The organism is Sphingomonas quercus (assembly GCF_018863195.1).
Lineage (GTDB): Bacteria > Pseudomonadota > Alphaproteobacteria > Sphingomonadales > Sphingomonadaceae > Solisphingomonas > Solisphingomonas quercus.
Genome location: NZ_JAHKRT010000003.1, coordinates 343964 through 364918, shown reverse-complemented (window position 1 = coordinate 364918; position 20955 = coordinate 343964). Strand labels below are relative to the sequence as shown.

The 20955-nt window shown below is 64.8% G+C and carries 20 protein-coding genes, 1 tRNA gene and 1 pseudogene; 10 read left to right on the top strand and 12 right to left on the bottom strand.

The window, feature by feature from the left end:
- Positions 1-97: 97 nt before the first annotated feature.
- A complete protein-coding gene (locus KOF26_RS07535) occupies positions 98-895 on the bottom strand; it encodes an undecaprenyl-diphosphate phosphatase (RefSeq protein ID WP_216322643.1) in 798 nt (265 codons plus the stop codon).
- A 10-nt stretch (positions 896-905) separates the two neighbouring features.
- A complete protein-coding gene (locus KOF26_RS07530; protein WP_216322641.1) occupies positions 906-1841 on the bottom strand; it encodes a complex I NDUFA9 subunit family protein in 936 nt (311 codons plus the stop codon).
- Between the two features lie 124 nt (positions 1842-1965).
- Here KOF26_RS07530 and KOF26_RS07525 point away from each other — a divergent pair.
- From KOF26_RS07525 to KOF26_RS07505, 5 genes are all read left to right on the top strand, one after another.
- A tRNA-Leu gene (locus KOF26_RS07525) sits at positions 1966-2052 on the top strand.
- 166 nt (positions 2053-2218) lie between these two features.
- Positions 2219-3457, top strand: a complete 1239-nt coding sequence (locus KOF26_RS07520) for a tyrosine-type recombinase/integrase (protein WP_363182041.1) — start codon at positions 2219-2221, stop codon at positions 3455-3457.
- Between the two features lie 221 nt (positions 3458-3678).
- Positions 3679-4140, top strand: a complete 462-nt coding sequence (locus KOF26_RS07515) for a hypothetical protein (RefSeq protein WP_435876840.1) — start codon at positions 3679-3681, stop codon at positions 4138-4140.
- A gap of 1113 nt (positions 4141-5253) precedes the next feature.
- On the top strand, positions 5254-5484 hold the full coding sequence (locus KOF26_RS07510; protein ID WP_216322637.1) for a hypothetical protein: 231 nt from the start codon (positions 5254-5256) through the stop codon (positions 5482-5484).
- Positions 5485-5724: 240 nt separating this feature from the next.
- Positions 5725-5976, top strand: coding sequence for a hypothetical protein (locus tag KOF26_RS07505; RefSeq protein WP_216322635.1), 252 nt, complete (start codon positions 5725-5727; stop codon positions 5974-5976).
- A gap of 7 nt (positions 5977-5983) precedes the next feature.
- Here the strand turns inward: KOF26_RS07505 and KOF26_RS07500 are convergent, their stop codons facing one another.
- Positions 5984-6346 (bottom strand): hypothetical protein, encoded by a 363-nt coding sequence (locus tag KOF26_RS07500; protein ID WP_216322633.1) that lies wholly within the window; start codon positions 6344-6346, stop codon positions 5984-5986.
- Positions 6347-6869: 523 nt separating this feature from the next.
- Between KOF26_RS07500 and KOF26_RS07495 the strand changes: the two genes are divergently transcribed.
- Complete coding sequence (locus tag KOF26_RS07495) at positions 6870-7130, top strand: DUF6894 family protein (RefSeq protein WP_216322631.1); 261 nt, start codon at positions 6870-6872, stop codon at positions 7128-7130.
- Positions 7131-7293: 163 nt separating this feature from the next.
- On the opposite strand, the gene KOF26_RS07490 is transcribed toward KOF26_RS07495, so the two are convergent.
- From KOF26_RS07490 to KOF26_RS07465, 6 genes are all read right to left on the bottom strand, one after another.
- A complete protein-coding gene (locus KOF26_RS07490) occupies positions 7294-7947 on the bottom strand; it encodes a glutathione S-transferase family protein (protein ID WP_216322629.1) in 654 nt (217 codons plus the stop codon).
- Between the two features lie 268 nt (positions 7948-8215).
- Positions 8216-8713, bottom strand: a complete 498-nt coding sequence (locus tag KOF26_RS07485; RefSeq protein ID WP_216322627.1) for a VOC family protein — start codon at positions 8711-8713, stop codon at positions 8216-8218.
- A 39-nt stretch (positions 8714-8752) separates the two neighbouring features.
- Positions 8753-9589, bottom strand: a complete 837-nt coding sequence (locus KOF26_RS07480; protein WP_253201222.1) for a VOC family protein — start codon at positions 9587-9589, stop codon at positions 8753-8755.
- A gap of 32 nt (positions 9590-9621) precedes the next feature.
- Entirely contained in the window at positions 9622-9771 is a 150-nt protein-coding gene (locus tag KOF26_RS07475) for a DUF1428 family protein (protein ID WP_216322625.1), read from the bottom strand.
- A gap of 59 nt (positions 9772-9830) precedes the next feature.
- The gene (locus KOF26_RS07470) at positions 9831-10532 is read right to left on the bottom strand and encodes a glutathione S-transferase family protein (RefSeq protein ID WP_216322621.1); all 702 of its coding nucleotides are present in this window, start codon (positions 10530-10532) and stop codon (positions 9831-9833) included.
- 49 nt (positions 10533-10581) lie between these two features.
- A complete protein-coding gene (locus KOF26_RS07465; protein WP_253201264.1) occupies positions 10582-11007 on the bottom strand; it encodes a VOC family protein in 426 nt (141 codons plus the stop codon).
- A gap of 152 nt (positions 11008-11159) precedes the next feature.
- Between KOF26_RS07465 and KOF26_RS07460 the strand changes: the two genes are divergently transcribed.
- Positions 11160-11792 carry a winged helix-turn-helix transcriptional regulator gene (locus KOF26_RS07460; protein WP_253201221.1) on the top strand — a complete coding sequence of 211 codons (633 nt, stop codon included), beginning with the start codon at positions 11160-11162 and terminating at the stop codon, positions 11790-11792.
- A 488-nt stretch (positions 11793-12280) separates the two neighbouring features.
- On the opposite strand, the pseudogene KOF26_RS07455 reads toward KOF26_RS07460, so the two are convergent.
- Positions 12281-12610: pseudogene (locus KOF26_RS07455) on the bottom strand (ATP-binding protein); the annotation flags it as partial.
- Between the two features lie 672 nt (positions 12611-13282).
- On the opposite strand from KOF26_RS07455, the gene KOF26_RS07450 reads away from it, so the two are divergent.
- Genes KOF26_RS07450 through KOF26_RS07440 form a run of 3 tightly spaced genes read left to right on the top strand, consistent with a single transcriptional unit; the run spans position 13283 to position 15620 of the window.
- A complete protein-coding gene (locus tag KOF26_RS07450; protein WP_216322613.1) occupies positions 13283-14125 on the top strand; it encodes an ATP-grasp domain-containing protein in 843 nt (280 codons plus the stop codon).
- Positions 14122-15093 (top strand): ATP-grasp domain-containing protein, encoded by a 972-nt coding sequence (locus KOF26_RS07445; protein WP_216322611.1) that lies wholly within the window; start codon positions 14122-14124, stop codon positions 15091-15093. Before KOF26_RS07450 ends, KOF26_RS07445 begins: the two co-directional genes overlap by 4 nt.
- Before the next feature lie 11 nt (positions 15094-15104).
- Entirely contained in the window at positions 15105-15620 is a 516-nt protein-coding gene (locus tag KOF26_RS07440) for a hypothetical protein (RefSeq protein WP_216322608.1), read from the top strand.
- Between the two features lie 1727 nt (positions 15621-17347).
- On the opposite strand, the gene KOF26_RS07435 is transcribed toward KOF26_RS07440, so the two are convergent.
- Together KOF26_RS07435 and KOF26_RS07430 are read right to left on the bottom strand one after the other, a co-directional pair.
- A complete protein-coding gene (locus tag KOF26_RS07435; protein ID WP_216322605.1) occupies positions 17348-19147 on the bottom strand; it encodes an ABC transporter ATP-binding protein in 1800 nt (599 codons plus the stop codon).
- The gene (locus KOF26_RS07430) at positions 19144-20952 is read right to left on the bottom strand and encodes an ABC transporter ATP-binding protein (protein ID WP_216322602.1); all 1809 of its coding nucleotides are present in this window, start codon (positions 20950-20952) and stop codon (positions 19144-19146) included. The genes KOF26_RS07435 and KOF26_RS07430 overlap by 4 nt, the downstream gene beginning before the upstream one ends.
- Positions 20953-20955 lie beyond the last annotated feature (3 nt).

Genomic DNA, 20955 nt, shown 5'->3' with positions numbered 1-20955 from the left:
TATAGGACATAGATGCTGACCTACTTTCCCGGGAGTTCGCCACTTTGAGCATTGCGGCACCGAATTTGCCGGGAAAAAATAGGTCCGTTGCGGTCCTTTACCGAGCGAGCAGCGCGACGAGGGCAATGCTGCCCACGGCGATTCGATACCAGGCGAAGGGTGCGAACCCGTGGCGCGAAACCAGCGCCACGAACCAGCGGATCACCACCAGCGCCACCACGAACGACACCACAAAGCCGATGCCGATGGCATTCCACTGGCTGCCGGCGAGCGCGTGGCGCTGCTCCCACAATTCCTTGGCGGAGGCGGCGAGCATCACGGGAATGGCAAGGAAGAAGCTGTACTCGGCCGCCGTCTTGCGATCGACGCCCATCGACAATGCCCCCATGATCGTCGCCCCCGAACGGCTGATCCCGGGGATCATCGACAGGCATTGCACCAGCCCGACGCCGATCGCGGTGCGCCAGCTCATCGCCTCGACGCTATGGACCGTGTGGCGGACGGCGACGCGCTCGATGAACAGGATCGCGAAGCCCCCGACGATCAGCGCGATCGCCACCACCAGCGGCGATTCCAGCATGGCCTTGATCAGCGGATAGGCGATGGCGCCGATCACCAGCACCGGCAGGAAGCCGAGCGCGACGTTGCGCACGAAGGCGACGCCCTGCGCCTCGCCGCGGATGAGGCCGAGCCCGGCATCGAGGAAGCGGCGCCAATAGACCACCACCACCGCCAGGATCGCGCCGAGCTGGATGACGATATCGAACGTCGCCGAGGCGCCGCCCTGAAAGCCGAGCAGCGCGCCGGCCAGGATCAGATGGCCAGTGGACGAGACCGGGATGAACTCGGTCAGCCCCTCGACCAGGCCGAGGAGCAGGATGATCGACAGGGACATCACCGGCAAATCAGGCGGCGAGATCTTGGCCGAAGCGGCCGTGGCGGCGATATTTGACCAGCCATTGCGGCGCCACGGCGGCGAGCGGCGAGGGCTGGATGCCGAATGCCGCGAAACCCTCCGCGCCGGCGGCGACGACATTGTCCTGCTGCAGCATCTGCCATTGTTCCCACGTCACCGGCGCGCCGGGCAGGAAGCCGAACCGCGCCATCAGCGCGCCGAGGCTGTCGGGCAGCTCGGTGACGCGCGGATGGCGTCCGATCGCCTCGGCCACCCACCGGTTGAGCGCCGCCATCGACAGCACCTCGGGCCCGCCCAGCTCGTACGTCCTCCCGGCATAAGCGCCCGGATTGAGCGCGGCCTCGGCGATGGCCACGGCGACGTCCTTCACCCAGGCCGGCTGGAAGCGCGTGCCGCCGCGGATCACCGGCACCAGCGGCATGGTCGATGCCATCCGGGCGAAGCGATTCACGAAATCATCCTCCTGCCCGAACAGAACGGAGGGGCGCACGATCGTGGCGCCGGGGAAGGCAGCGCGCACCGCGGCCTCGCCCTCGCCCTTGGAGCGGCCATAGGCGGAGGGCGATTCGCGATCGGCGCCGATCGCCGAGACATGGACCAGGGCGCCGGCCTGCGCGATCGCGGCCGCCTCCGCGACATGGCGCGCGCCGTCGACGTGGAGCGCCTGGAAATCGCCGGAGAGGATGCCGACCAGGTTGATCACCGCGTCCGAGCCGTCCACCGCGCGGATCACGCCTTCGCGGCGGCGCACGTCGGCGGCGACGAACTCGGTCTGGCCGAGCGCGCCCAGCGGCTTGATGAACCATGCGTCGCGCGGGCGGCGCTCGGCGATCCGCACCCGTGCGCGCCGCCGCAGCAGCTCCTGCGCGACATAGCGCCCGAGAAAGCCGCCACCGCCGAAAACCGTCACCAAACCGGCCATCATGCTCATCCCTGCCATGGTCGCGCCCGCCGCGCCACGCTCCGCCAATGCCCGCCCTTGGCCTCGATGACAATGCCTCGGTTGACAAGCCGCGCGGGTCCACTCTAAAGGCCGCCGCCTACCCCGTGCCCAGATGGCGGAATTGGTAGACGCACCAGCTTCAGGTGCTGGCGGTCGCAAGGCCGTGGAGGTTCGAGTCCTCTTCTGGGCACCATTTGTTCTTCCGGGGACGTCCGAGAACGTCCCGGAAATGGCTGAAATCAGCTCTTTCTTGTGCTATCATCGTCCAGCTAAATCCGGGCGGATATGGCACCAATCGGGAACAAATGAGGTATCCTGAGAGGTATCGTTCTCCCGCCCTTCTGGAGGAGATACCTTCCGTGGGCACCCTCTTTGCGACCACTGTCGCCGCCGCACGGCCGGCTGGCAGGGACTACAAGCTTTCCGACAGCGCTGGCCTTTATCTCCTCATCCGACCGAACGGGTCGAAGCTCTGGCGCCTGAACTACGTCTGCCACGGCAAGCATCGAACGCTATCCCTAGGCGCATGGCCGGACGTCGGGCTAGCCGATGCACGGAGCAAGCGCGACGAGGCTCGCAAGTTGCTCGCCGCGGGTCTCGATCCATCGCACGAGCAGAAGGTCGCCCGCGCCAAGGCGCGGATCGAGGAAGACGACACCTTCCGCGCCGTGGCCATGGAATGGATCGCCAAGAACGAGCGGGAGAGGATGGCCGAGGTAACGCTCAGCAAGATCCGATGGCTGCTGGACAAGGCGTATCCTAGGATTGGCAGCCGGCCGATTGCCAAGATCACCACCCCTGAGGTGTTGACGGTCTTGCGGTCGGTCGAGGCAACCGGTCGCTACGAGAGCGCGCGCCGGATGCGCAGCGTCCTTGGCCGCGTGTTCCGCTATGCCGTCGCGACCGCGCGGGCCGAGCGGGACCCGACGGGCGACCTGCGCGGCGCACTTACCGTGCCCAAACCCAAACACCTTGCCGCGATCACCACGGAGAAGCGTGCCGGCGACCTGATGCGCGCGATCGAGACCTATGGCGGTCACGCGATCACGCTCTATGCGTTGCGGCTCTCCGCGCATCTGTTTGTCCGGCCCGGCGAGCTGCGCCAGGCCGAGTGGGCTGAATTCGATTTTGACCGGTCGGTCTGGAGTATCCCGGCGGAGAAGATGAAGATGAGGCGGCCGCACCGCGTACCGCTCTCCACGCAGGTCGTGGCCCTGTTCGAGGAGCTTTGGGATCTCACAGGAACGGGCCGCTATTGCTTTCCATCGTTCCGCACCGGCCGGCGACCAATGTCCGAGAACACCGTGACGGCCGCTCTGCGTGTGCTCGGGTTCGGTCAGGAGGAGATGACCGCCCACGGCTTCCGGGCCATGGCGGCAACTCTCCTGAACGAGGCCGGCCGATTCAATCCCGACGCCATCGAGCGGCAGCTGGCGCATATGGAGAATGATGGCGTACGACGCGCCTACGCCCGAGGGGAGTATTGGGAGGAGCGGGCGACCATGATGCAGTTCTGGTCGGACGAGCTTGATCGGCTTCGCAATGGCGTCAGTCTGCTCAGACCAAATTTCGGAGGGCGGCGCGCGAATGCGAGCTGATGCTTAATCGCTGCGCATGGGCATGGTGGATGTAGACGTCGTCATCCATCGGTTTTAGTTCCAGAATGTAAGCTGCCTGGCGCAGGCTACGAGATAGCTTTCACTGATTATCCGACGGGCGGGCGCGCGAAAGGATTATCAGCTTGTTCGCTGGGGTGGCTGGCTGTCGATCCCGTCATCGATGGACCGTACCGCGCCGACAACGCGTAACAGGACTCCATATGATCGAAGAAAACGCCGCCGCGAGCGCCGCGCGCACCGGTTCCGTTCTCGACGAAGGTGACCAGCCTGCTCGAGGAGCTCTGGGAGCTGACCGGCAGGGCCGATACTGCTTTCCCTTGTCCGAACGGATCGGCGGCCGATGTCGGAGGAGACCGTCAAGGCGGCGCTTCGCGTGCTCGGAGTTCCAGCAGGCAGAGATGAGCGCGCACGGCTTCCGGGCCATGGCAGCCACGCTACTCAACGAGAGCGGGCAGTTCCACCCGGACGCGATCGAACGCCCGCTTGCGCACATCGAGACCAATGGCGTGCGCTGCGCCCGTACGCGCGGGGAATATTGGAGCGAGCGGGTCATGATGATGCAATATTGGTCGGACGAGCTCGACCGACTTCACCGAAGCGTCAAGCTCTGTCGACGAGACAGCCCGCAACCCACGCTCTCTCCGATCATCCGAGCCCGCTAAAATCGTGGCTTTGGAATGGGCTCGCGGTTTCTCTTGTCGGCAACGTAGCTTTGGCCGATCTCTTCCGCCCCTGACGATATAAAACAGTCCGATCGCTTCAAAAAGCCTCGGGAAATTGCGTACTCCTTGGTTGCGAGGATGATCGACGCCTGACGCCTGGCCGCATTGCCCGCGACATCCAGCGGCGCCCACCATCGTGGCCTGCCCTAGCTCCAACTGCGCGGCGAAGCACCGCCACCAGCTTGTCATCGTGGCCGGGCGGCGCCCTTGGCGTCAGAGTTCGCCTCCGAGTTCGGCGCGGCCTTGGATGAAGTTCTGCGGTTCTTTACCTCAGCGAGTCCCTTCGCTTGCTCGACTGCCCGCGCATGAGCGTGAAGCGCTCTTGGCTACCGATGGCGGCATTGGAGGGCTTGGGGGCGACGGCTGGGGCGGCGAATGTCAGCAGCGAGGATGCTGCCATGAGACCGCCAATGCCCACTCCGATCGTTGAGGCAAGGGAAGCGCTGGCGACGACACGCCCCTGCTGAGGGCAAAGGCGCCAGCGAGGGCGCCGGCTGCGCCGCACGCCGCTGGCAACCGGCGCAGCCGGCGCCCAACACGATTGCCGCTGTCCGCAGTGCCTTGGCCATGCCGCCACGCTATGGTTCCCGGGGATATGCAGTTACCGCCGTCAGCCCAAGCCGGTGCCGGCCTCGGATAAAGGGCCACGAAGCCCTGGAGCCCGATGTATTTAGCGCATTCGCACCCATATATAGGGGGGTGAGCAGGGAGACTCGGCATGTTTAGTGGTTTCGATCGCGCTTACTACCGCAGAAGGGCAGGCGAAGAGCGAAACCTTGCCGCCGCCGCCAGCAGTCCGGAGGTGAGAGATATCCATCTGTTCATTGCGGAGAACTATGAGGCGAGATCGGACTTTGCGGATGAGGAAAGAAAATCCACATTAGTGCCTCGCGGCTAAATTGGATCGATAGCAACGTTCTTCAGTGATTGCGGTCCGCAGCGTGTCCCACACGAGGATGGCGTCGTTCCGCGGCATTCCAGATCAGCGGCTGCCCGGAGCGTCGGACGGCAAACCCGCGTCAGAACCGGGGGCAGGAACCAAAGGATGACGGCATGAGATGGAATGATCGAACCAGGGTAGAACGGCCCGAATATCCGAAGTTAGTACCGATCACGGCAACGGCGCAGGAGGCGCAAGTGCTGCTGACCCGGCTTGCCGCTGACGACCCTAATGCGGAAATTATCGATGGCGGCGAGCGTGGCGTCTACGCGCGAGTGCATAACGAAGCCGCCGAGATGGCAGCAAGGCGGCACGGCGAAGCGAGATCTTTTCCCCTGGCTTGAGGTCGCTCGAACCCAAGTTTCCTGAGGGCCCGGTGCGATCGGGCTTTGGGTCACGGATCTCTACGAGCGGGTGCGTTAGAGGGCTCCCGACGGCCGGCCGCCGGCTATACTACCTCGAGGCTGACCTGCTTCGAGGGCGCAAGGCTCGTCATCTCCCGCCAGGACCATACGCAGGATGGACTGCCGCCGCCGGGTTTCCGGTCGTCCTGACACACCAAAAACCCGATATGAAGGCGCAATATGGAAGACGTGACCGATGAGTTTATCGCGAGGATCGAGAGGACCGGCGAGATGCTCCGAGTGCGGGAGCTAAGCGAGATCATCGAGCATCGAGGCTTGGATGGCTCGACTGAGAGGCTGCACGGCGGGAAGCGGTGGGCGCTCATCAACGGGTACCACGTTGATGCGACCAGCGACCCGAACGTTTTTGTCGTCTTCGAGACAGAACAAAAGATTGTGCGCATCGACTGCGCCGGAGAGGCCGGCCTATGATGGCGGGCTAGGCCGCAATCGCGACCCTCCACCCTGCCACATAAGCCACCGGCTGCAGCACGCATGCGCCCTTGGCATCGACGTGATACCCAAACACGCGGCCATTCCCCAGCGCGACCTGCAGCGCGCCGGTGCCTGGGTCGCCATCAGCCATGAGCACATCGCCCACCACCGCAGCCACCGGCGCGAGGGGCCGGAGAGCGCGTTGCCGAGCGCCGGGGGGGGCTGTCACGCCGCTTCCAACCGGCAGGGTCTGGCTCTGCGACCGGCCGGGCGTGTAGACCCAGTTCACGTCGCCGACGACGGTGCCTTGGAGATAGGGCTTCTGGAACCCCTCCATCGCACTATTCGGAGGCGAGGTGCGCAGCATGGGCGTGATGCTGATCGTGGCGTCGGCGGAGAAGTCCGCTATGGCGTCAGCGTTGACCGTGTAGACTAGCGGCGCCCGCCCTGGATCAGGCTGAAGGGCCGGCCGGCCGGGATAGCATAGCCGGATGAGAAGCCGGCTAGGACCAGCGTGGAGCCCGCCTGTCCCGCGCCGCTGACGTGCGGATTGCCGGGCGAGCCCGTGTCGAGGCTGTCCTGCGGCAGGACGATTAGCGGGCCTCGGTGCAACGTTCGCATGACCTGCTGACGGATGACGCGACCCTCGGTCGTTGCCCGTGCCCCGGCTGGTCTTGAAGTTGACTAGGCGGTCGGCGAACTCAACGATGGCGCTCATTGGTGGACGGCAGGGGCGCTAGGCTCCGGGCTGCTACCGCCGTCAGATGATCGACCCGCGCCGGGGATCGAATGACTCAGCCCGTCCGTTGATGTACCTCACCGCCCTAGACCTCGGGCCCCGGTGATGGAGTTTGCGCTTGCTCCAGCCCCATGCGACCGGAGCGCCAACGATGCCGCACTATTACTTTCACACACAGACCGAGTCCCGCAGAACAGATCTAGAGGGCATGGACCTCCCGAATCACATCGAGGCACGGCGACAGGCCATCGAAACCTGCGGCCAGATGATGAAGGACGCCCCCGAGGGGTTTTGGGGAAGCAGGCCCTGGAGCGTGGTTGTCACCGATGCCTCCGGCCTCATCCTCTGGGAGATCCTGATGGATGGCATTGCGGCTCCGGCCATCCTTCGATCACAGGCTGAATCGCTATAGATTCGCCAGCGTGTAGCTGAACCCCAGTGCCAACTCATAGAGCGCGTCAGCAAAGTTGTCTGTCCTATCAAATCAGCGCATGCCGGCGGATCGCATTTACGAACCGACCTTGAGAACGATGAGGTCCCGCGTTCCTCTTGCTGCGGAGACGCTGGGCTCCGTCTCAATCGCGGTCGGGCGCTCCGAGCGGGAAGTAACGGCGATACGGACGCGCGTCCTCGACGCAGCGTTTGACCGAAGGCCGGGCGAGCAGGCGCGCGCGATAGGCTTTCAGATTGGCGTGCGTGGCAAGAATCGGATGGGCCCAATCACTGTAGAAGAGGGCCGGTGCCGCGGCGCAGTCAGCGAGCGTAAACGTATCGCCTACGGCCCATCGGCGCCCCGCCAGATGGCTATCGAGCCAGGAATAAATCTTGTCGAGATTATCTTTCGCCTGACCGAGCCCGAACGTATCGCGATGCTCGTCGGGACGCATCGCATTGGAGACGAGCACCTGCGCGACGTTCATCACGTAATTGTCGAGCACGCGGTCGAGTTGACGGACCTTTACCGCATCCCACGGATCAGAAGGGATCATCCGCGCGGCGCCGGGATGGAAGACTTCAAGATAGTCGATGATCGCGCTGGTTTCGAAAATCTGCCGATCGCCGTCGACCAGCAACGGGAACTTGGCGAGCGGCCAGCGCCTGGCGAGTTCGGTGTAATTGCCGGGCTCGCTTGGATCGACATTCCGGAAGGTAAAGTTCGTGCCGTTCTCGTAGAGCGGTATCAGCGCCTTCCAGGTGTAGGACGAGAAAGGGTGTCCGAAGAGTTCCATTACCGATTGCCTTCCTTTATGCCTTAATCGAGCTCGTCCTCGCGCGCGCTGGTGATCGCTTCAGGGAACAGGCTTTCGACCGGCAGCGCGCCGCCGCTCGAACAAGAGGACATGTCGCCAGAAAGATTGACCCGATCGCGCCGAATACGCCGTGATCGCCCAAGCCGACCTTCTCGCCGCCTTCGTCGAGGCCTCAGTATAGTCCTCGCATGGCGCGCCCGGTGCCCGCATCCCGCTATCCAGTGATAGGGAGAGGGCACCGGTAATCTTACGGATCGCTCATCTCCCCGCGGCGTGCCGCTTCAATTTGAGCGATATCGATCCTCTTCATCGTCATCATCGCTTCGAACGACCGCTTCGCCGCCGCCTTGTCGGGATCGCTGTTCGCTGCGAGCAGGGCGCGGGGCGTAATCTGCCACGAGAAGCCCCAGCGGTCCTTGCACCAGCCGCACATGCTTTCCTGGCCGCCATTGCCGACGATCGCGCTCCAATAGCGATCGGTCTCTTCCTGATCGTTGGTCAGCACCATGAAGCTGACCGCCCCGGTGGCCTTGAACATGTCGCCACCGTTCAAGCCGACAAAAGCACGGCCAAGGACGGTGAATTCGACCGTGATCTCATTGTCGGCCCCGCTGTCTGGATAATCGGACGCCGCCGCCATCGGCTTGCCGACATAGCTGTCGGGGAACGTGGCGGCATAGAATTCGGCCGCTGCGCGCGCCTGGCCATGATCGAACCACAGGCAGGTGATCAGTTTTTCACTCATTCTCTCTCTCCCGAGAAACGTGCTTGCTTGTTGGCCGGACTATCTGCCCGGCCCGACCGCACCGAACACGACGCCTTGATGGTCGGTCGCGACGATGATGCGGTCGCCACCTGGAACCTTGTGCGGCCCCATCATCAGATTGCCGCCGGCTTCGGCGACCTTCTTCGCGGTCGCCTCGATATCGGGAGTGCGAAAATAGAAGCGCCAGCCGGTGGGGGCGCCGGACGCGGCCTTCATCGTCGCCCCAATCCGCTGGCTGGCTACGTCGATGAAGACATAGTCGCCCATGTCGCCCGGCATCGCCATCTTGTCGGGATAGGTCCAGCCGAACACGTCGGCGTGGAACGCGTTGCCCGCCGCCTGGTCGGTGGTGGTCAGTTCGTTCCAGTTGCACTCGCCCATGCCGAACCGCTCGAACGCTGTGCTGTTCTCCGGGCCGTTGCCGCGCATGATGTAGAAGGGGTTGCCCTGCGGATCAGTGACGAACGCAGCGCGGCCCGCATTGGGAATGTCGAACGGCGCCATCAGCGAGGCGCCGCCCTTCCCGAGGATCTTCTCGTATGAGGCATCGACATCATCGACGCCGACATAGAACAGCCAGGTGGACTTCGCGCCGCCCGCCTTCATCTCGTCGGTGAGTTGCATCACGCCTCCCACCATCGACCCGTCGGCGGTCTGGATCATGTGGTAATTCATCGGGCCATCAGGCTTGCCGCCCAGCGTCCAGCCGATGACGTGGTCGTAGAACGCTTTGGACGCGTCATGATTATAAGTTAGCAGTTCATACCAGATCGGTGTGCCTTGGGGGCTGGGCATCGCTACTCTCCTCCTGTGAAGAACGCGCGGGGAAGCGCGTTCCAGTCGATGCCAGCGCATTCGTCCAGTGGAGAGAGCGCCCGGCAACGCGGCTAGACACTCGTATTGAGGATCGGGGTGAAGCCGCCGAAGATCGCGCGCCAGAAATCGGTCACCTTTCCCTCGACCACTTCGTCCGCCCAGCGTCCGACCACGCCGAGGTCACCATGACTCTTGAATACCTCGGCAGCGGTCCTGGCCATGGCGAGCTATTCCGCCGTCGCGTCGGCATGCGCTGGTACCAGGAAAACCTGGAAGTACGTCATGCCTGCTGTCCCTGCTTCTGCTTCGCCGCCCAAGCGGGATACCATTCGGGCGTCCCACCGGTGAATCCCGCTAACTGATCGGCCAGCGCCCTCTGAAAGGCGGGGCGATTGATGCCGCGATGCATGTAGGCGGTCAGGCTCGGATAGGTCTCGACATAACCCTGATCGATCAGGATGCGCAGCACACTGACCATCAGCAGGTCGCCTGCGGTGAAAGTATCGCCGTCAAGCCAGATCCTGTCGCCGAGCCGCTGGGAAAGATCGGCGAGGCGCCCATGGACGCGCTCCTCGACTGCCGGGCGGCGCATTTCGGACCACGGCTTGTCGCGCTCGAACACGGTCACGAACGAGAGGTCCATGATTGAGGGTTCGACCGAGTTGATCGCGGCGTACATCCATTCGGTCGCCCGCGCCCGTTCTGCGGGATCGTCGGGCAGCAGCGTCCCGTAGCGTTCGGCGACATACTGCACGATCGCGCCGGATTCGAACAGGGTCAGACCCTCCTCCTCGTAGGTCGGCACCTGGCCGAAGGGCTGGCGTTCGCGATGCGCGCATTCCTTCTGCTCGCCCGGCCGGAGATAGTGGACATCATAACGCTGGCCGACTTCCTCGAGCGCCCAGCGGACGCGCAGATCGCGCACCTGGCCCCGCGCGAAGGGCGGAACCCAGTCGAACGCCGTGATGGTTGGGCGGCTCATGTCTCTCTCCCCCCTCGGTTCCATGGTATCGGGACCATGACGATCGGCGTCAGTTCGCGATCGGTTGATGCTCGGGCGGCCCCTGCTCGGCGATGGCCGGGTCCATCCAGAACGGGCCGAAAGCGTGCCCGTCGAGATCCTCGAACGCGCGGCTGTACATAAAGCCCATGTCCTCAGGTCCATGCAGTTCCTTGCCGCCGGCGGCGACGGCGGCCTCGGATATCGCATCGACGTCGCCGCGGCTGTCGAACGACAAGGCGAAGTGGCCGGTGGTGACCGCGTGGGCGTCAGCGATCTCCTTGCTTGTGAAGGTCGCGAAGAACGGCTTGGACAGCAGCATGACGAAGATCGTGTCCGACCACATCATTGATGACGCCTGCTCATTGCTGAACTGCTGGTTTTTTTTGAAGCCGATCGCTTCGTAGAAGGCAGTCGATCTGGCGACATCGGCGACGGGCAGGTTCACGAAGATCATCCGGGGCACCGCAGCCCTCCTTTCGAATCGGAACTTGCGATGGGTGCCCTAGCTGGTTACAAAAGGCAACCATGGTGTTAGAAAAGATAACTACCGAACCCAGAGCTAAATCGCGGCGCTGGTATGATGACGCGTGCGGCGCGGCCTTAGGAATGGAGCTGATCGGGGAGCGCTGGTCGCTGCTGATCGTGCGGGAATTACTGTTAGGCCCGCGCCGCTTCGGCGAGCTGCGCGGCGGCCTGCCCGGCCTCAGCGCCAATGTGCTGACGCAGCGCTTGGCCGCGCTGGAGGAGGCCGGGATCATCGAGCGGCTGCGCCTGCCGCCGCCCGCCAATGCACAGGTCTATGCGCTCACTCCATGGGGGAAGGAATGCGAGCCGGTGGTGTTTGCGCTGGCGCGTTGGGCGTTGCGCTCTGTCACGCACAATCCGTTACTGAACTTCTCAGCGGTCTCGCTGATGCTGATGTTCAAGATGCTGCTGGTGCCCGAGCGCGCGGCCGGGTTCAGCGGGACATTGGCGCTCCGGCTCGATGGCGAGGATTATGGCGCGCGCCTTACCGGTGGCGCGCTTAACGTCGGGCGCGGCACGCCAGAGGCCTCCGACGCGACGCTGGAGGGATCCCCGGGCGTCTTCCTGCCGGTGCTGTTCGGCGGACGGACGCTTGCGGATGCGCAAAGCGCCGGCGACCTGCGCTCCTGTGGGAACCGTGCGGTCGCCGAACGATTCCTCGGTCTGTTCGCTCTCCCACCGAAAGTGGCGATAGCGCCACGCTCGCCCGATTGAGTTTCAACCTTGCGCTGCGATCGAGCTCAGGAACTGAGCGCGGATATTCCGACCGCCTCCTGCGAATCCTCGGCCGTGCGAAGAGTTGCAGAAGCAGACCCTCAGCAACTTCGACAACGCCCGCTCGGGGCGCCTGGCCAGCCAGACTGTAAAAGAACGGTATCGGAAGCCGGCCGGTTAATCGTGCTTTCGGTTCTTCCATCCGCGAACTTCAGCGAGCGCGAGCCGAAGTATCCGAAGCGATCGCCGCTGACGGCGATCAGCGAGCTTGTAACGCAGAAAGGCTTCAGCGCCACTACGAGTATTGATGGCAAGAGCTATAAATAGGCGTCTAACCGGGACCCCATATCGGCGTCGAACAGGGCCCCCCCTTTCGATTGTTGGATGACGGTGACGAACGCTGCGTTCGCGCTGGTTGCGGCGCAGGGCGGGCGTACCCCGACCGGAGGCGCGACCAGCGCGAAGCGTTCTGATCGACTGCCTGACGGTCAGCTGCGATGCTTGAGGCGCAAGCTGTCGGTGCCGGTCTCGATGATGTCGCAGTGGTGGGTGAGCCCGTCGAGCATGGCGGTGGTCATCTTGGGATCGCCGAACGTCAGGTTGGTGGTGATGGTCACCGAGGTGCGCTCGTCGAGCTTGCTTACGAGGTGGAACAGCAGTTGGCCGCCGGAGCGGGCGAACGGCAGGTAACCAAGCTCATCGAGCACGACCACGGCGAGCCGGGTGAGCTGGGCCGCCAGGGTCCCCGCCTTGCCGATCCGGGCCCCTTCCTCGAGCCGGTTCACAGGCTCGAGGCACCGGCGGCTGCGCGACCGGGCGTTGTTGGATCTGGCGATCAACAGCAACCTACGTGGATGTGACGTCGTGAAGGTGAGGATCGGCGATCTGGTGCCGAGTGGCAGGTCCGCACCCGGGATTGTCTCCAGGCGAAGACCGGCAAGCCGGGGGCAGCTTGGGCTGCAGCGAGGCTACGAATCCTGTCGATGCCGACATCCGCACCAAGTGCGATCGGCACGTAGCCGGCGACGACGGGATGGCTTGCCTTCTACGCCTTCGCTCTCCAGTGATCGCGAAGGCCGATGCGAGCGACGCCGGCGCAGTTGCTACAGAGCGCGCCAAAGGGGAGCATGGTCGACTCGCTCGATTCCCCTTGGCTGACCAGCCCACCGAACGGGACGCAAAGAGCCGCCGCTGCCATGTCTACAACGACGCCGGCAGCCGGCACTTGCGCTCCGCATCGAATAAATTTATAATAACGTATTACAATATCGAGTCGCCGAACGTTGTGCTCGTTGAATTCGAGCTGTCTCCTTCGGCGGGACGACATTTTATTGATCGTGAATCGGCGTGCCCTTCATAGCGAGAGGGTAACGACTATCAAAATTGTTCGCTGTTGACGGCACGACGCGTCTTGCGTCTGCTGGTCGCGGGACTGCATCGACATGCATCTGGTGCTCGGACATTCGCACGACTCCTGTTGCCGCGGCGTCATGAAGAGGCTGGCCGCAGAGGGCCGTGCGGCGCAGCTGACGGAGGCGCTGTTCCGGGCGCCGACACGCTATTCGCTGCGCATCGCATCGGATGGGACCTCGTCGAGCTCGCTGGCAATCGGCGATGGTCCTGAGGAACCGGTCGAGAGCGTGCTCGTCCGCGCGCGCGCTGCGCTCGATCCCGCCGGCTGGAGCACGGTCGACCATAGCTACATGCAGGCGGAGACCGAGGCAGCCGTGCTAGGGTGGCTGTCGGCTCTTGATTGCCCGGTGATCAACCGCCTCGACGCCGAAACCTGGTACCGACCACGGACGATGTTGCTGCATTGGATGCCGCTCCTTCGAGGCTCGGGCTTGCCGACCCCGGAAACCGTCGTAACCGACAGCACCGAGGCCGTCGCGGCGTTCCGCCGGCGGCTCGACACCAGCGACACTCCGGGGGCGATCTTCAAGTCGCTGAGGCGCAATCAGGCTTGGCTCGTTGGCGCCGGTGACTGGGATGGCGTCGCAGCACTCCAGGCGCATGCCCCGGTTTGCCTCGCTGAGCCGCACGGGCCGGTGACCGTGTTGTGCATCGTCGGTGAGCGGATCGTCTGGGGCGGCCAGGCTTCGGTTGCGGAGCGCGCCTTGTCGGGCCGGCTGATGCACTTCGCCCACTTAGCGGAGCTTGCCTTCGTCGAGATCGCGCTCGGCCGGCTGCCGGAAGGCCCGGCGGTGATCCATGTCGATCCGCTGCCCTGGCTCGAGCATTTCGACGCTACAAACCAGGACGAGATCATCGAGGCGCTGGTCGACCTTCTCACGGGCCGCGCGTCGGGGATGGCGAGGGAGGCGCTGCCATGATTCTCGTCGCGGGCGGCATCGCGGACAAAGTGGCCGAGCTGGTCTGCGCCCGGCTCGACGACTGCGGCTATCCCTATCGGCTCTTGGACCTCGGGCGCTATCCGGCGGGATATGGCTTGACCATGAACTGGGCGGACGGTCGCCGCAGCGGGCATCTGTCGGGACAGGACTGGCAAATGGGGATCGAGGAGGTCAGCGGCGCCTATGTCCGGTTCCTGGGTCCGGAAGGGCGCCAGCTTCCTGCAGGCTTGCCCGAGCCACAGGCCTGCGAGCTGCAGCAGGAGGCAGACGCGGCGCTGATGCTCGTGCTCGACGACCTGCCGTGCGCGGTGGTCAACCGCATGGGCGGCGGCATGTCGAACAACAGCAAGCCTCATCAGCTGCTACTCATCGCCCGCGCCGGGCTTCTCGTCCCGCCGACGCTGGTCACCAATGATCCGGAGGCAGTCGAGGCGTTCCGGGCCGAGCATGGCGCGCTGATCTACAAGTCGACGAGCGGCATCCGCTCCATCGTGCGGCGGCTGGAGCCAGACCATCTCCCTCGGCTCGCTTTGCTGCGCAACGGGCCGGCGCAGTTCCAGGCGCTGATCCGCGGCTGCGACGTGCGGGTGCATGTCGTCGGCGACCAGCTGTTCGCGACGCGCGTCCGCTCCGAGGCGACGGACTACCGCTATGCCGGGCGCGAGGGGGCGTCAGTGGAGATGGAGCCCGCCGAGCTGCCGCCGGCCGTAGCCGAAGCCTGCCTGCGCGTGTCGCGCGACCTCGGCCTATTGCACTCCGGCATCGACCTCCGGGAGACGCCGAACGGTGATTGGTATTGTTTCGAGGTCAATCCGTGTCCGGGATTTCTCTATTATGAGCGCAATACCGGGCAGCCGATTTCATTCGCTTTGGCGGAGCTGCTCCGCACCGGCGCTGCGGAGAGGGTGCCCTCGCCGCCGAGACCATCGCATCCGCGTCGACCCTAGAGGAGGCAAACATGGCCAATGAGAGCGAGGGAAACAAGGAGCCGTTCATAGGAGCGGCGGATCGGCCGGAAGTGAGGCTGGACCTGGACATGCCCGTCACCGAACTCAGGGTCCGCGACCTCGCGGCTATCCTCGGGCAGGTCGGCGGCAAATCGCCATTCGAAGCCGGCAAGACCTCAATCAAAGATTTCTTCGACAAGCCGTTCCCCGAGGTCGCCAAGGACTTCATCAAGGAATTGAAGATCGAGAAGGTCGAGAAACCTGAAAAACCAGAGAAACTCGAAAAGCACGAGAAGGTGGAGAAGCCGGAAAAGCTCGAGAAGATCGAGAAGCATGAGAAGCACGAGATCAAGGAGCTGAAGCTCGAGAAGATCGAGGCGGACGGTGTGTTCGACCCGGGAGACCGATTCCCGCCGGGGCCAGATCCGCGCTTCGAGAGCGTGATCGAGACCATCGCCAACCTGTCCCGGCAGGTGGCGACGCTAGCCGATCAGGTCGAGCAGCTGCGCAAACGGAGCGAGGGCTGACCACCCCGGTATCGGCGCCGGGCCGGGTGACAGCTGACGCCCTCCGCTCTTGGCACGCCGGGCGTCGTCCGGAATGGGCGGGTTCATGGTGCAGGGGGATAATCGCCGTGCCTACGTCCAGCAGCGGCCGGACAGCTCTCGACACGAGCGACTGTGGGCAACGCTCCTGAACCCGCGGCCCGGGCGATGATGCTCGCCGGGTTCGGACCACTCTGGATGAGCACGCGCAGCCGCCGACGTGTCAATGCGGCTCTTGCCCGATTTTGTCACCTCGAGGCCCGTCCGCGGGGTCTCTTTGACTTTTTGTCTATAACGCGCCTGTCTCGGCGCTCGGCCTTTAAATTTCTGCGTGGGCCCGCCGAACGTTTTTCGAGCGCGCGCAGTTCGGCGAGCGCTCCCAGCTCCACGAGCTTGAATGTGGCGTCCGACCTTTGCGACGCGCGGGCCTGAACATTTTGGCCAGGCCGGCTATGTCGCGCATCAGGTAATCCTCGTCGAATCGGACTGGCGCCCCGCGCAGGCGGTTGGCATGCTGCCCCCGATCCGGCAGGGAGTCGCCCAAGGCATATCTTGACCCTGCCGGGTCACCCGGCTTCTCCTTGGATCGGAGTCGCGCAGGGCGCGTTGTTGAAAGTGGCCCGGCTCCCACCCTCCCCCTCCCCTAGGCGCTGGGCCACCTTTCCCATTGCCGCGAGTTATCGCCGCGGCCGATGAACGGTGACCAGGACGCGCGATGCAGACCGGCAGCTTGCGACCAATCAAGCCGTTCCCGGACTGACGCTTGAACGGTTGCTCGTGTCCGAACCAGTCATTCGCCCGCCGCGCAGCCGCCGGGCGGCTCGCACCCATGAGGTCATTCAGCCTCATTCGGCGCGAGCCCGAAACCTGCCTTTCGTTCATCCAGCTCTGAGGGTCGCCCGAAAGGGCCGACATGGGGAGTTAGCCGCCGTTCGCAGACCCAGTGGGGAAGGTCAGCTTCGCGCCCCATCCAAGCAGTCTAAGATGCGAAGGGACGAGCCCGTAAGCGGTCATTCGTTCTGGCGGACAAGGCAGGCAGCTAAGGGGTGGGAAGCGGACGACCGGCTGCCGCTTCGACACCTCGCCCCCGGAACGGCGGCTTATCATCGGCAAGGCGCGAAGGCGGAAGAACCGAAATGAATATCTCGGCCATGACCGCGACTGCTGTGATAAGAAGCGCGCAAAACTCGCTGCTGCCGAAATGCAACGATCCCCCATTGTGACAGGTCTATGTAATAATTATCGTGGACATATGAAATCAGTAAAAGAAGAATTAAGAGATATACTACGTTGGTAAGTTGGGTAAGGTACATAAACCCCCGAAAGTGCAATAATATTGTTATGAAACACAGGGGGCGTGTACTCGATAGGTAGTCCACCTGTCCTGCCTAACCTCGAACAAATTCCTCTTCAGGGCAGTGTTCCATCTATCACGGGTTCACATTCCGCGGGGTAGCTCGACAAATGCTCTGCCGGCATTCTCAGGTTTGGCGCGCTCGGTGATGACGTTATTGACGCGATCTAAATTCACAAGTGATGACATTATCGATATCGCGCATGTAGTACCGGTGTAGTTAATGGTCACGACTTCTCTATCTATGAATATGATAAGACGGATAACTCTTGGAACGCATGCGCGAAGGCCTAAATGTATTTCATCAATTGCTTTTTATCGGCGAACATATTCCTCCGTGTGTTGTGGGTTCTGGCTAATATGCGCGATAGAGCGACGCATAGGTGCCGCCGCGTCCTATGAGCTGATGATGCGATCCCAGCTCGACGACATTGCCATCGCGGACCACGGCGATGCGATCGGCGTCCCGAATAGTCGCGAGGCGGTGGGCGATTATCAGCGCGGTGCGCCCCTCGCACAGCCGGCGGAGCGCCTGCTGGATGCGGCGTTCGGTGCTGACATCGACGGCAGATGTCGCCTCGTCCAGCACCAGCACGGTCGGGTCGGCGAGATAGGCCCGCGTCAGGCAGACGAGCTGGCGCTGGCCCTGGCTGAGCTGGCTGCCGAGCGGGCCGACATCCGTGTGATAGCCGTGGGGTAGCGCCTCCAGCACCTCGTCCGCACCCAGCGCGCGGGCGGCGGCGATCAGGGTGGCGTCGCTCGCCTCCGGCCGGGCGAGGCGGAGATTGTCGAGGACGGTGCCGCCGAACAGGACATTGTCCTGCAGGACCACGCCGATCTGCCGGCGCAGGCTCGCCTCCGAGATATCGCGGATGTCGTGGCCGTCGAGCCGCACGGCGCCGCTCGACACATCGTAGAAGCGGGTGAGGAGCTGGACGAGCGTGCTCTTGCCGTGGCCGGTTGGGCCGACGATCGCCAGCACCTCGCCGGCGGCCACCGACAGGTTGAGGCCGCGAATCACCGGCTTGTCCGGGTGATAGCCGAAGCGCACGTCGCGGAACTCGATCGCGCCCCGGATGCGGGGCAGAGTGAGCGCGTCGGGCGCGGCGCGGATCTCGGGGTCGGTGTCGAGCAGCAGGAAGATGCGCTGGGCGCAGGCCGAGCCATTGGCGAAGCGCTCGAACAGATCGCTGAATTCCTGCAGCGGGGCGAGGAACAGGAAGACGTAGAACAGGCTCTGCGTCAGCTCGCCGAGCGTCAGCGCGCCCGTCGCCACGCCACGCCCGCCGACCAGCAGGATCAGCGCCAGCCCGACCGTGGTGAGCAGCCCCGTGAAGGGCGCGAACCAGCCGGAGCGCATGCTGCCGCGGACCAGCGCAGTGTTGAAATCGTCGAGCAACACCTGATAGCTGGCAAGGTTCTCCCGCTCGCGCCCGGCCTGCTTGATCAGACGGACGCCGGCCACAGTCTCGACGAGATGGGCGGTGAAGCGGCTGCGATTTTCCGCCACCCTCGCCCAGCTGCGCTGCGCCACGCGCTTGAACAGCATGGTGGCGATCGCCAGCACTGGCACCACGCCGGCGAGCCCGACGAGCAGAGCCGGCGCGATCATCCACAGCAGGGCGGCGGAGATCAACAGGCGCAAGATCGCCGAGAGGAATTGCGGGGGCCCCTGGATGAGCAGCGGCTCCAGCGTGTCGACGTCGCGATCCGCGCGCGAGATGATGCGGCCGGCCTTGGTGCGGTCGAAATAGCTGACGCTCAGCGTCTGGACATGGGCGAAGACGCGCGAGCGCAGGTCGTTGAGCACGCGGATCGCCGCCGTGCCCGCGAAATATTGCGACAGGCCGCCTAGAGCGAACCGGGCGGCCCAGCTCAGCGCGAGGCCGAGGCAGGCCCAGAGGATCAGGCGCATGTCGGCCGGGCCGGCGCCATGGCCGAGCCCGCGATCGATCACCAGCCCGATCAGCAGCGGTCGCGCGAAGATCGCCAGCACCTGCAACAGCTCGATGCTGATCACCGCCGCCACCCGTCCGCGCACCGGGCGGAGCAGCGGGAGCAGGCGATGGACGATGCCGCGTTCCAGATCCTTCTGCGCGTATTTCTCCTCCAGCTCGATTTCGGAGAGCGGGCGATCGCCGGCGAGCGCGTTCACGGCTGGAGCCCCATCAGCGCGCGATAGGCGGGGCTGGTGGCGACCAGCTCGTCATGAGTGCCGCTCGCCGCGACATGGCCGTCGGCGAGCATCAGCACGCGGTCGGCGGCGAGGATCGTCGACAGGCGGCTGGACACGATCAGCATCGTCACCGGCCGCGCCGCGCCTGCGCGCAGGCCGCGGATATTGGCGATGGCGAGCCTCTCGGTGGCAGCGTCGAGCGCGCTGGTCGCATCGTCCAGCACCAGCAGGTCGGCATCTGAGAGCAGCGCTCGGGCGAGGCAGATGCGCTGGCGCTGTCCGCCGGAAAGCGTGATGCCGCGATCGCCGACGCGCGTGGCGAGGCCATCGGGCAGGCGATCGAGCAGCTCGCCGGCGGCGGCCTGCAGCAATGCCTCGTAGAGGCGGGCATCGTCGGCATCGGGCGCGGTGAGGCGGAGATTGGCGGCGAGCGTGTCGGAGAACAGGAAGCTCTCCTGCGGCAGGACGTGGACGCGACGACGCAGCGCGGCGAGATCGAGGTCGCGCACGTCGCGCCAGCCGGCCTCGTCGGAGCCGATGCGCACCGTGCCCGCGCCGGCATCGAGCAGGCGCGGCAGCAGGGCGGTGAGGATGCTCTTGCCCGACCCGGTGGGGCCGACCAGCGCCACGATCTCACCGGGCCGGATCGTGAAGCTGAGGTCGCGCAGCACGGCCGCACCGTCCTCGAGCGGAGCCACCGACACGCCTTCGAGGCGCACGCCGAGCGGGCCGAAGGGCACCGCCGCATGGCCGCTGACGATGCCAGGCTCGGCGTCCAGCACTTCCCAGATGCGCCTCGCCGACGAGCGGGCATCAGCGATGATCTGGAGGAGCAGGCCGATCGTCTCGATCCTCAGCACCATCGTGTTGATGACGAGCAGCGCCGCGACGAAGGCGCCGAGATCGATCGTGCCTCGGCTCACCAGCCACGCGCCATAGCCCAGCACCCAGACATGGCCAAGCGCGATCACCGTCTGCGGCAGCGGCACGCGCCGCGCGGCATGGACGATGGCGGCGCGCGCTTCCTGCCGGAAGGTGGCGATATGCGCGTCGAAACGGGCGATGCGCGCGGGCCCGAGCCCGAATGCCTTGATGACGCGGACGCCATTCACGCCTTCGGACAGATCCTGCGTCACTGCGTCATAGGCGGCGCCGATGCGGCGATCGAGCCGCACCAGTGCGCCGGCCTGGGCGGAAAGCAGCGCGATGCCGGCCAGCACCAGCGCCAGCGGCACGATGCCGAGCCACGGCGAATACCAGATCAGCATCGCGCCCGAGACCAGCACGATCAGCCCGGTCTCGAACATCTGGCGCCAGAAGTTGATCAGCGCGTCGCGCACCTTGTCGGCATCGCGCGTCATCCGCGTCACCATCTCGCCGACGCCGTGGCGCCAGTGATAGGTGAGGTCCAGCTGCTGGATCTGGGCGAGGATGCGGGCGCGCAGGATCGTCAGCAGCTCCTGCCCGATCGACAGCGAGAGCAGCCCGGCGCCATATTGGACCACGGCCCGCGCCAGCGACAGGCCGAGCAGCACCGCCACCCAGAACCACGCCCGCCGATAATCCAGCCCGCCGGCCACATCCCGCGTGACGAGATCGCCGAGCCGCGCCTCGCGTACCGCCCGCCCCACCAGCCCCTGCTGCGCGACCAGCGCCAGATTGACGGCGAGCAGCATCATCGCCGTCAGCGCAAAGCGCTTCGGCATCTGGCGGTAGATCGCCAGGCAGCGCATCAGCGGCGAGCCGGCCGAAGATGCGGCCGGCCGGATGGTTTCGAGCAGCATGGC

What these genes read in the sequence shown, in the direction of transcription:
- KOF26_RS07535 (WP_216322643.1), bottom strand. Translation starts at nt 895, where the DNA reads ATGTCCCTGTCGATCATCCTGCTCCTCGGCCTGGTCGAGGGGCTGACC.
- KOF26_RS07530 (WP_216322641.1), bottom strand. Translation starts at nt 1,841, where the DNA reads ATGATGGCCGGTTTGGTGACGGTTTTCGGCGGTGGCGGCTTTCTCGGG.
- KOF26_RS07515 (WP_435876840.1), top strand. Translation starts at nt 3,679, where the DNA reads ATGATCGAAGAAAACGCCGCCGCGAGCGCCGCGCGCACCGGTTCCGTT.
- KOF26_RS07510 (WP_216322637.1), top strand. Translation starts at nt 5,254, where the DNA reads ATGAGATGGAATGATCGAACCAGGGTAGAACGGCCCGAATATCCGAAG.
- KOF26_RS07505 (WP_216322635.1), top strand. Translation starts at nt 5,725, where the DNA reads ATGGAAGACGTGACCGATGAGTTTATCGCGAGGATCGAGAGGACCGGC.
- KOF26_RS07500 (WP_216322633.1), bottom strand. Translation starts at nt 6,346, where the DNA reads ATGCTGCGCACCTCGCCTCCGAATAGTGCGATGGAGGGGTTCCAGAAG.
- KOF26_RS07495 (WP_216322631.1), top strand. Translation starts at nt 6,870, where the DNA reads ATGCCGCACTATTACTTTCACACACAGACCGAGTCCCGCAGAACAGAT.
- KOF26_RS07490 (WP_216322629.1), bottom strand. Translation starts at nt 7,947, where the DNA reads ATGGAACTCTTCGGACACCCTTTCTCGTCCTACACCTGGAAGGCGCTG.
- KOF26_RS07485 (WP_216322627.1), bottom strand. Translation starts at nt 8,713, where the DNA reads ATGAGTGAAAAACTGATCACCTGCCTGTGGTTCGATCATGGCCAGGCG.
- KOF26_RS07480 (WP_253201222.1), bottom strand. Translation starts at nt 9,589, where the DNA reads ATGCGCTGGCATCGACTGGAACGCGCTTCCCCGCGCGTTCTTCACAGG.
- KOF26_RS07475 (WP_216322625.1), bottom strand. Translation starts at nt 9,771, where the DNA reads ATGGCCAGGACCGCTGCCGAGGTATTCAAGAGTCATGGTGACCTCGGC.
- KOF26_RS07470 (WP_216322621.1), bottom strand. Translation starts at nt 10,532, where the DNA reads ATGAGCCGCCCAACCATCACGGCGTTCGACTGGGTTCCGCCCTTCGCG.
- KOF26_RS07465 (WP_253201264.1), bottom strand. Translation starts at nt 11,007, where the DNA reads ATGATCTTCGTGAACCTGCCCGTCGCCGATGTCGCCAGATCGACTGCC.
- KOF26_RS07460 (WP_253201221.1), top strand. Translation starts at nt 11,160, where the DNA reads ATGGAGCTGATCGGGGAGCGCTGGTCGCTGCTGATCGTGCGGGAATTA.
- KOF26_RS07450 (WP_216322613.1), top strand. Translation starts at nt 13,283, where the DNA reads ATGAAGAGGCTGGCCGCAGAGGGCCGTGCGGCGCAGCTGACGGAGGCG.
- KOF26_RS07445 (WP_216322611.1), top strand. Translation starts at nt 14,122, where the DNA reads ATGATTCTCGTCGCGGGCGGCATCGCGGACAAAGTGGCCGAGCTGGTC.
- KOF26_RS07440 (WP_216322608.1), top strand. Translation starts at nt 15,105, where the DNA reads ATGGCCAATGAGAGCGAGGGAAACAAGGAGCCGTTCATAGGAGCGGCG.
- KOF26_RS07430 (WP_216322602.1), bottom strand. Translation starts at nt 20,952, where the DNA reads ATGCTGCTCGAAACCATCCGGCCGGCCGCATCTTCGGCCGGCTCGCCG.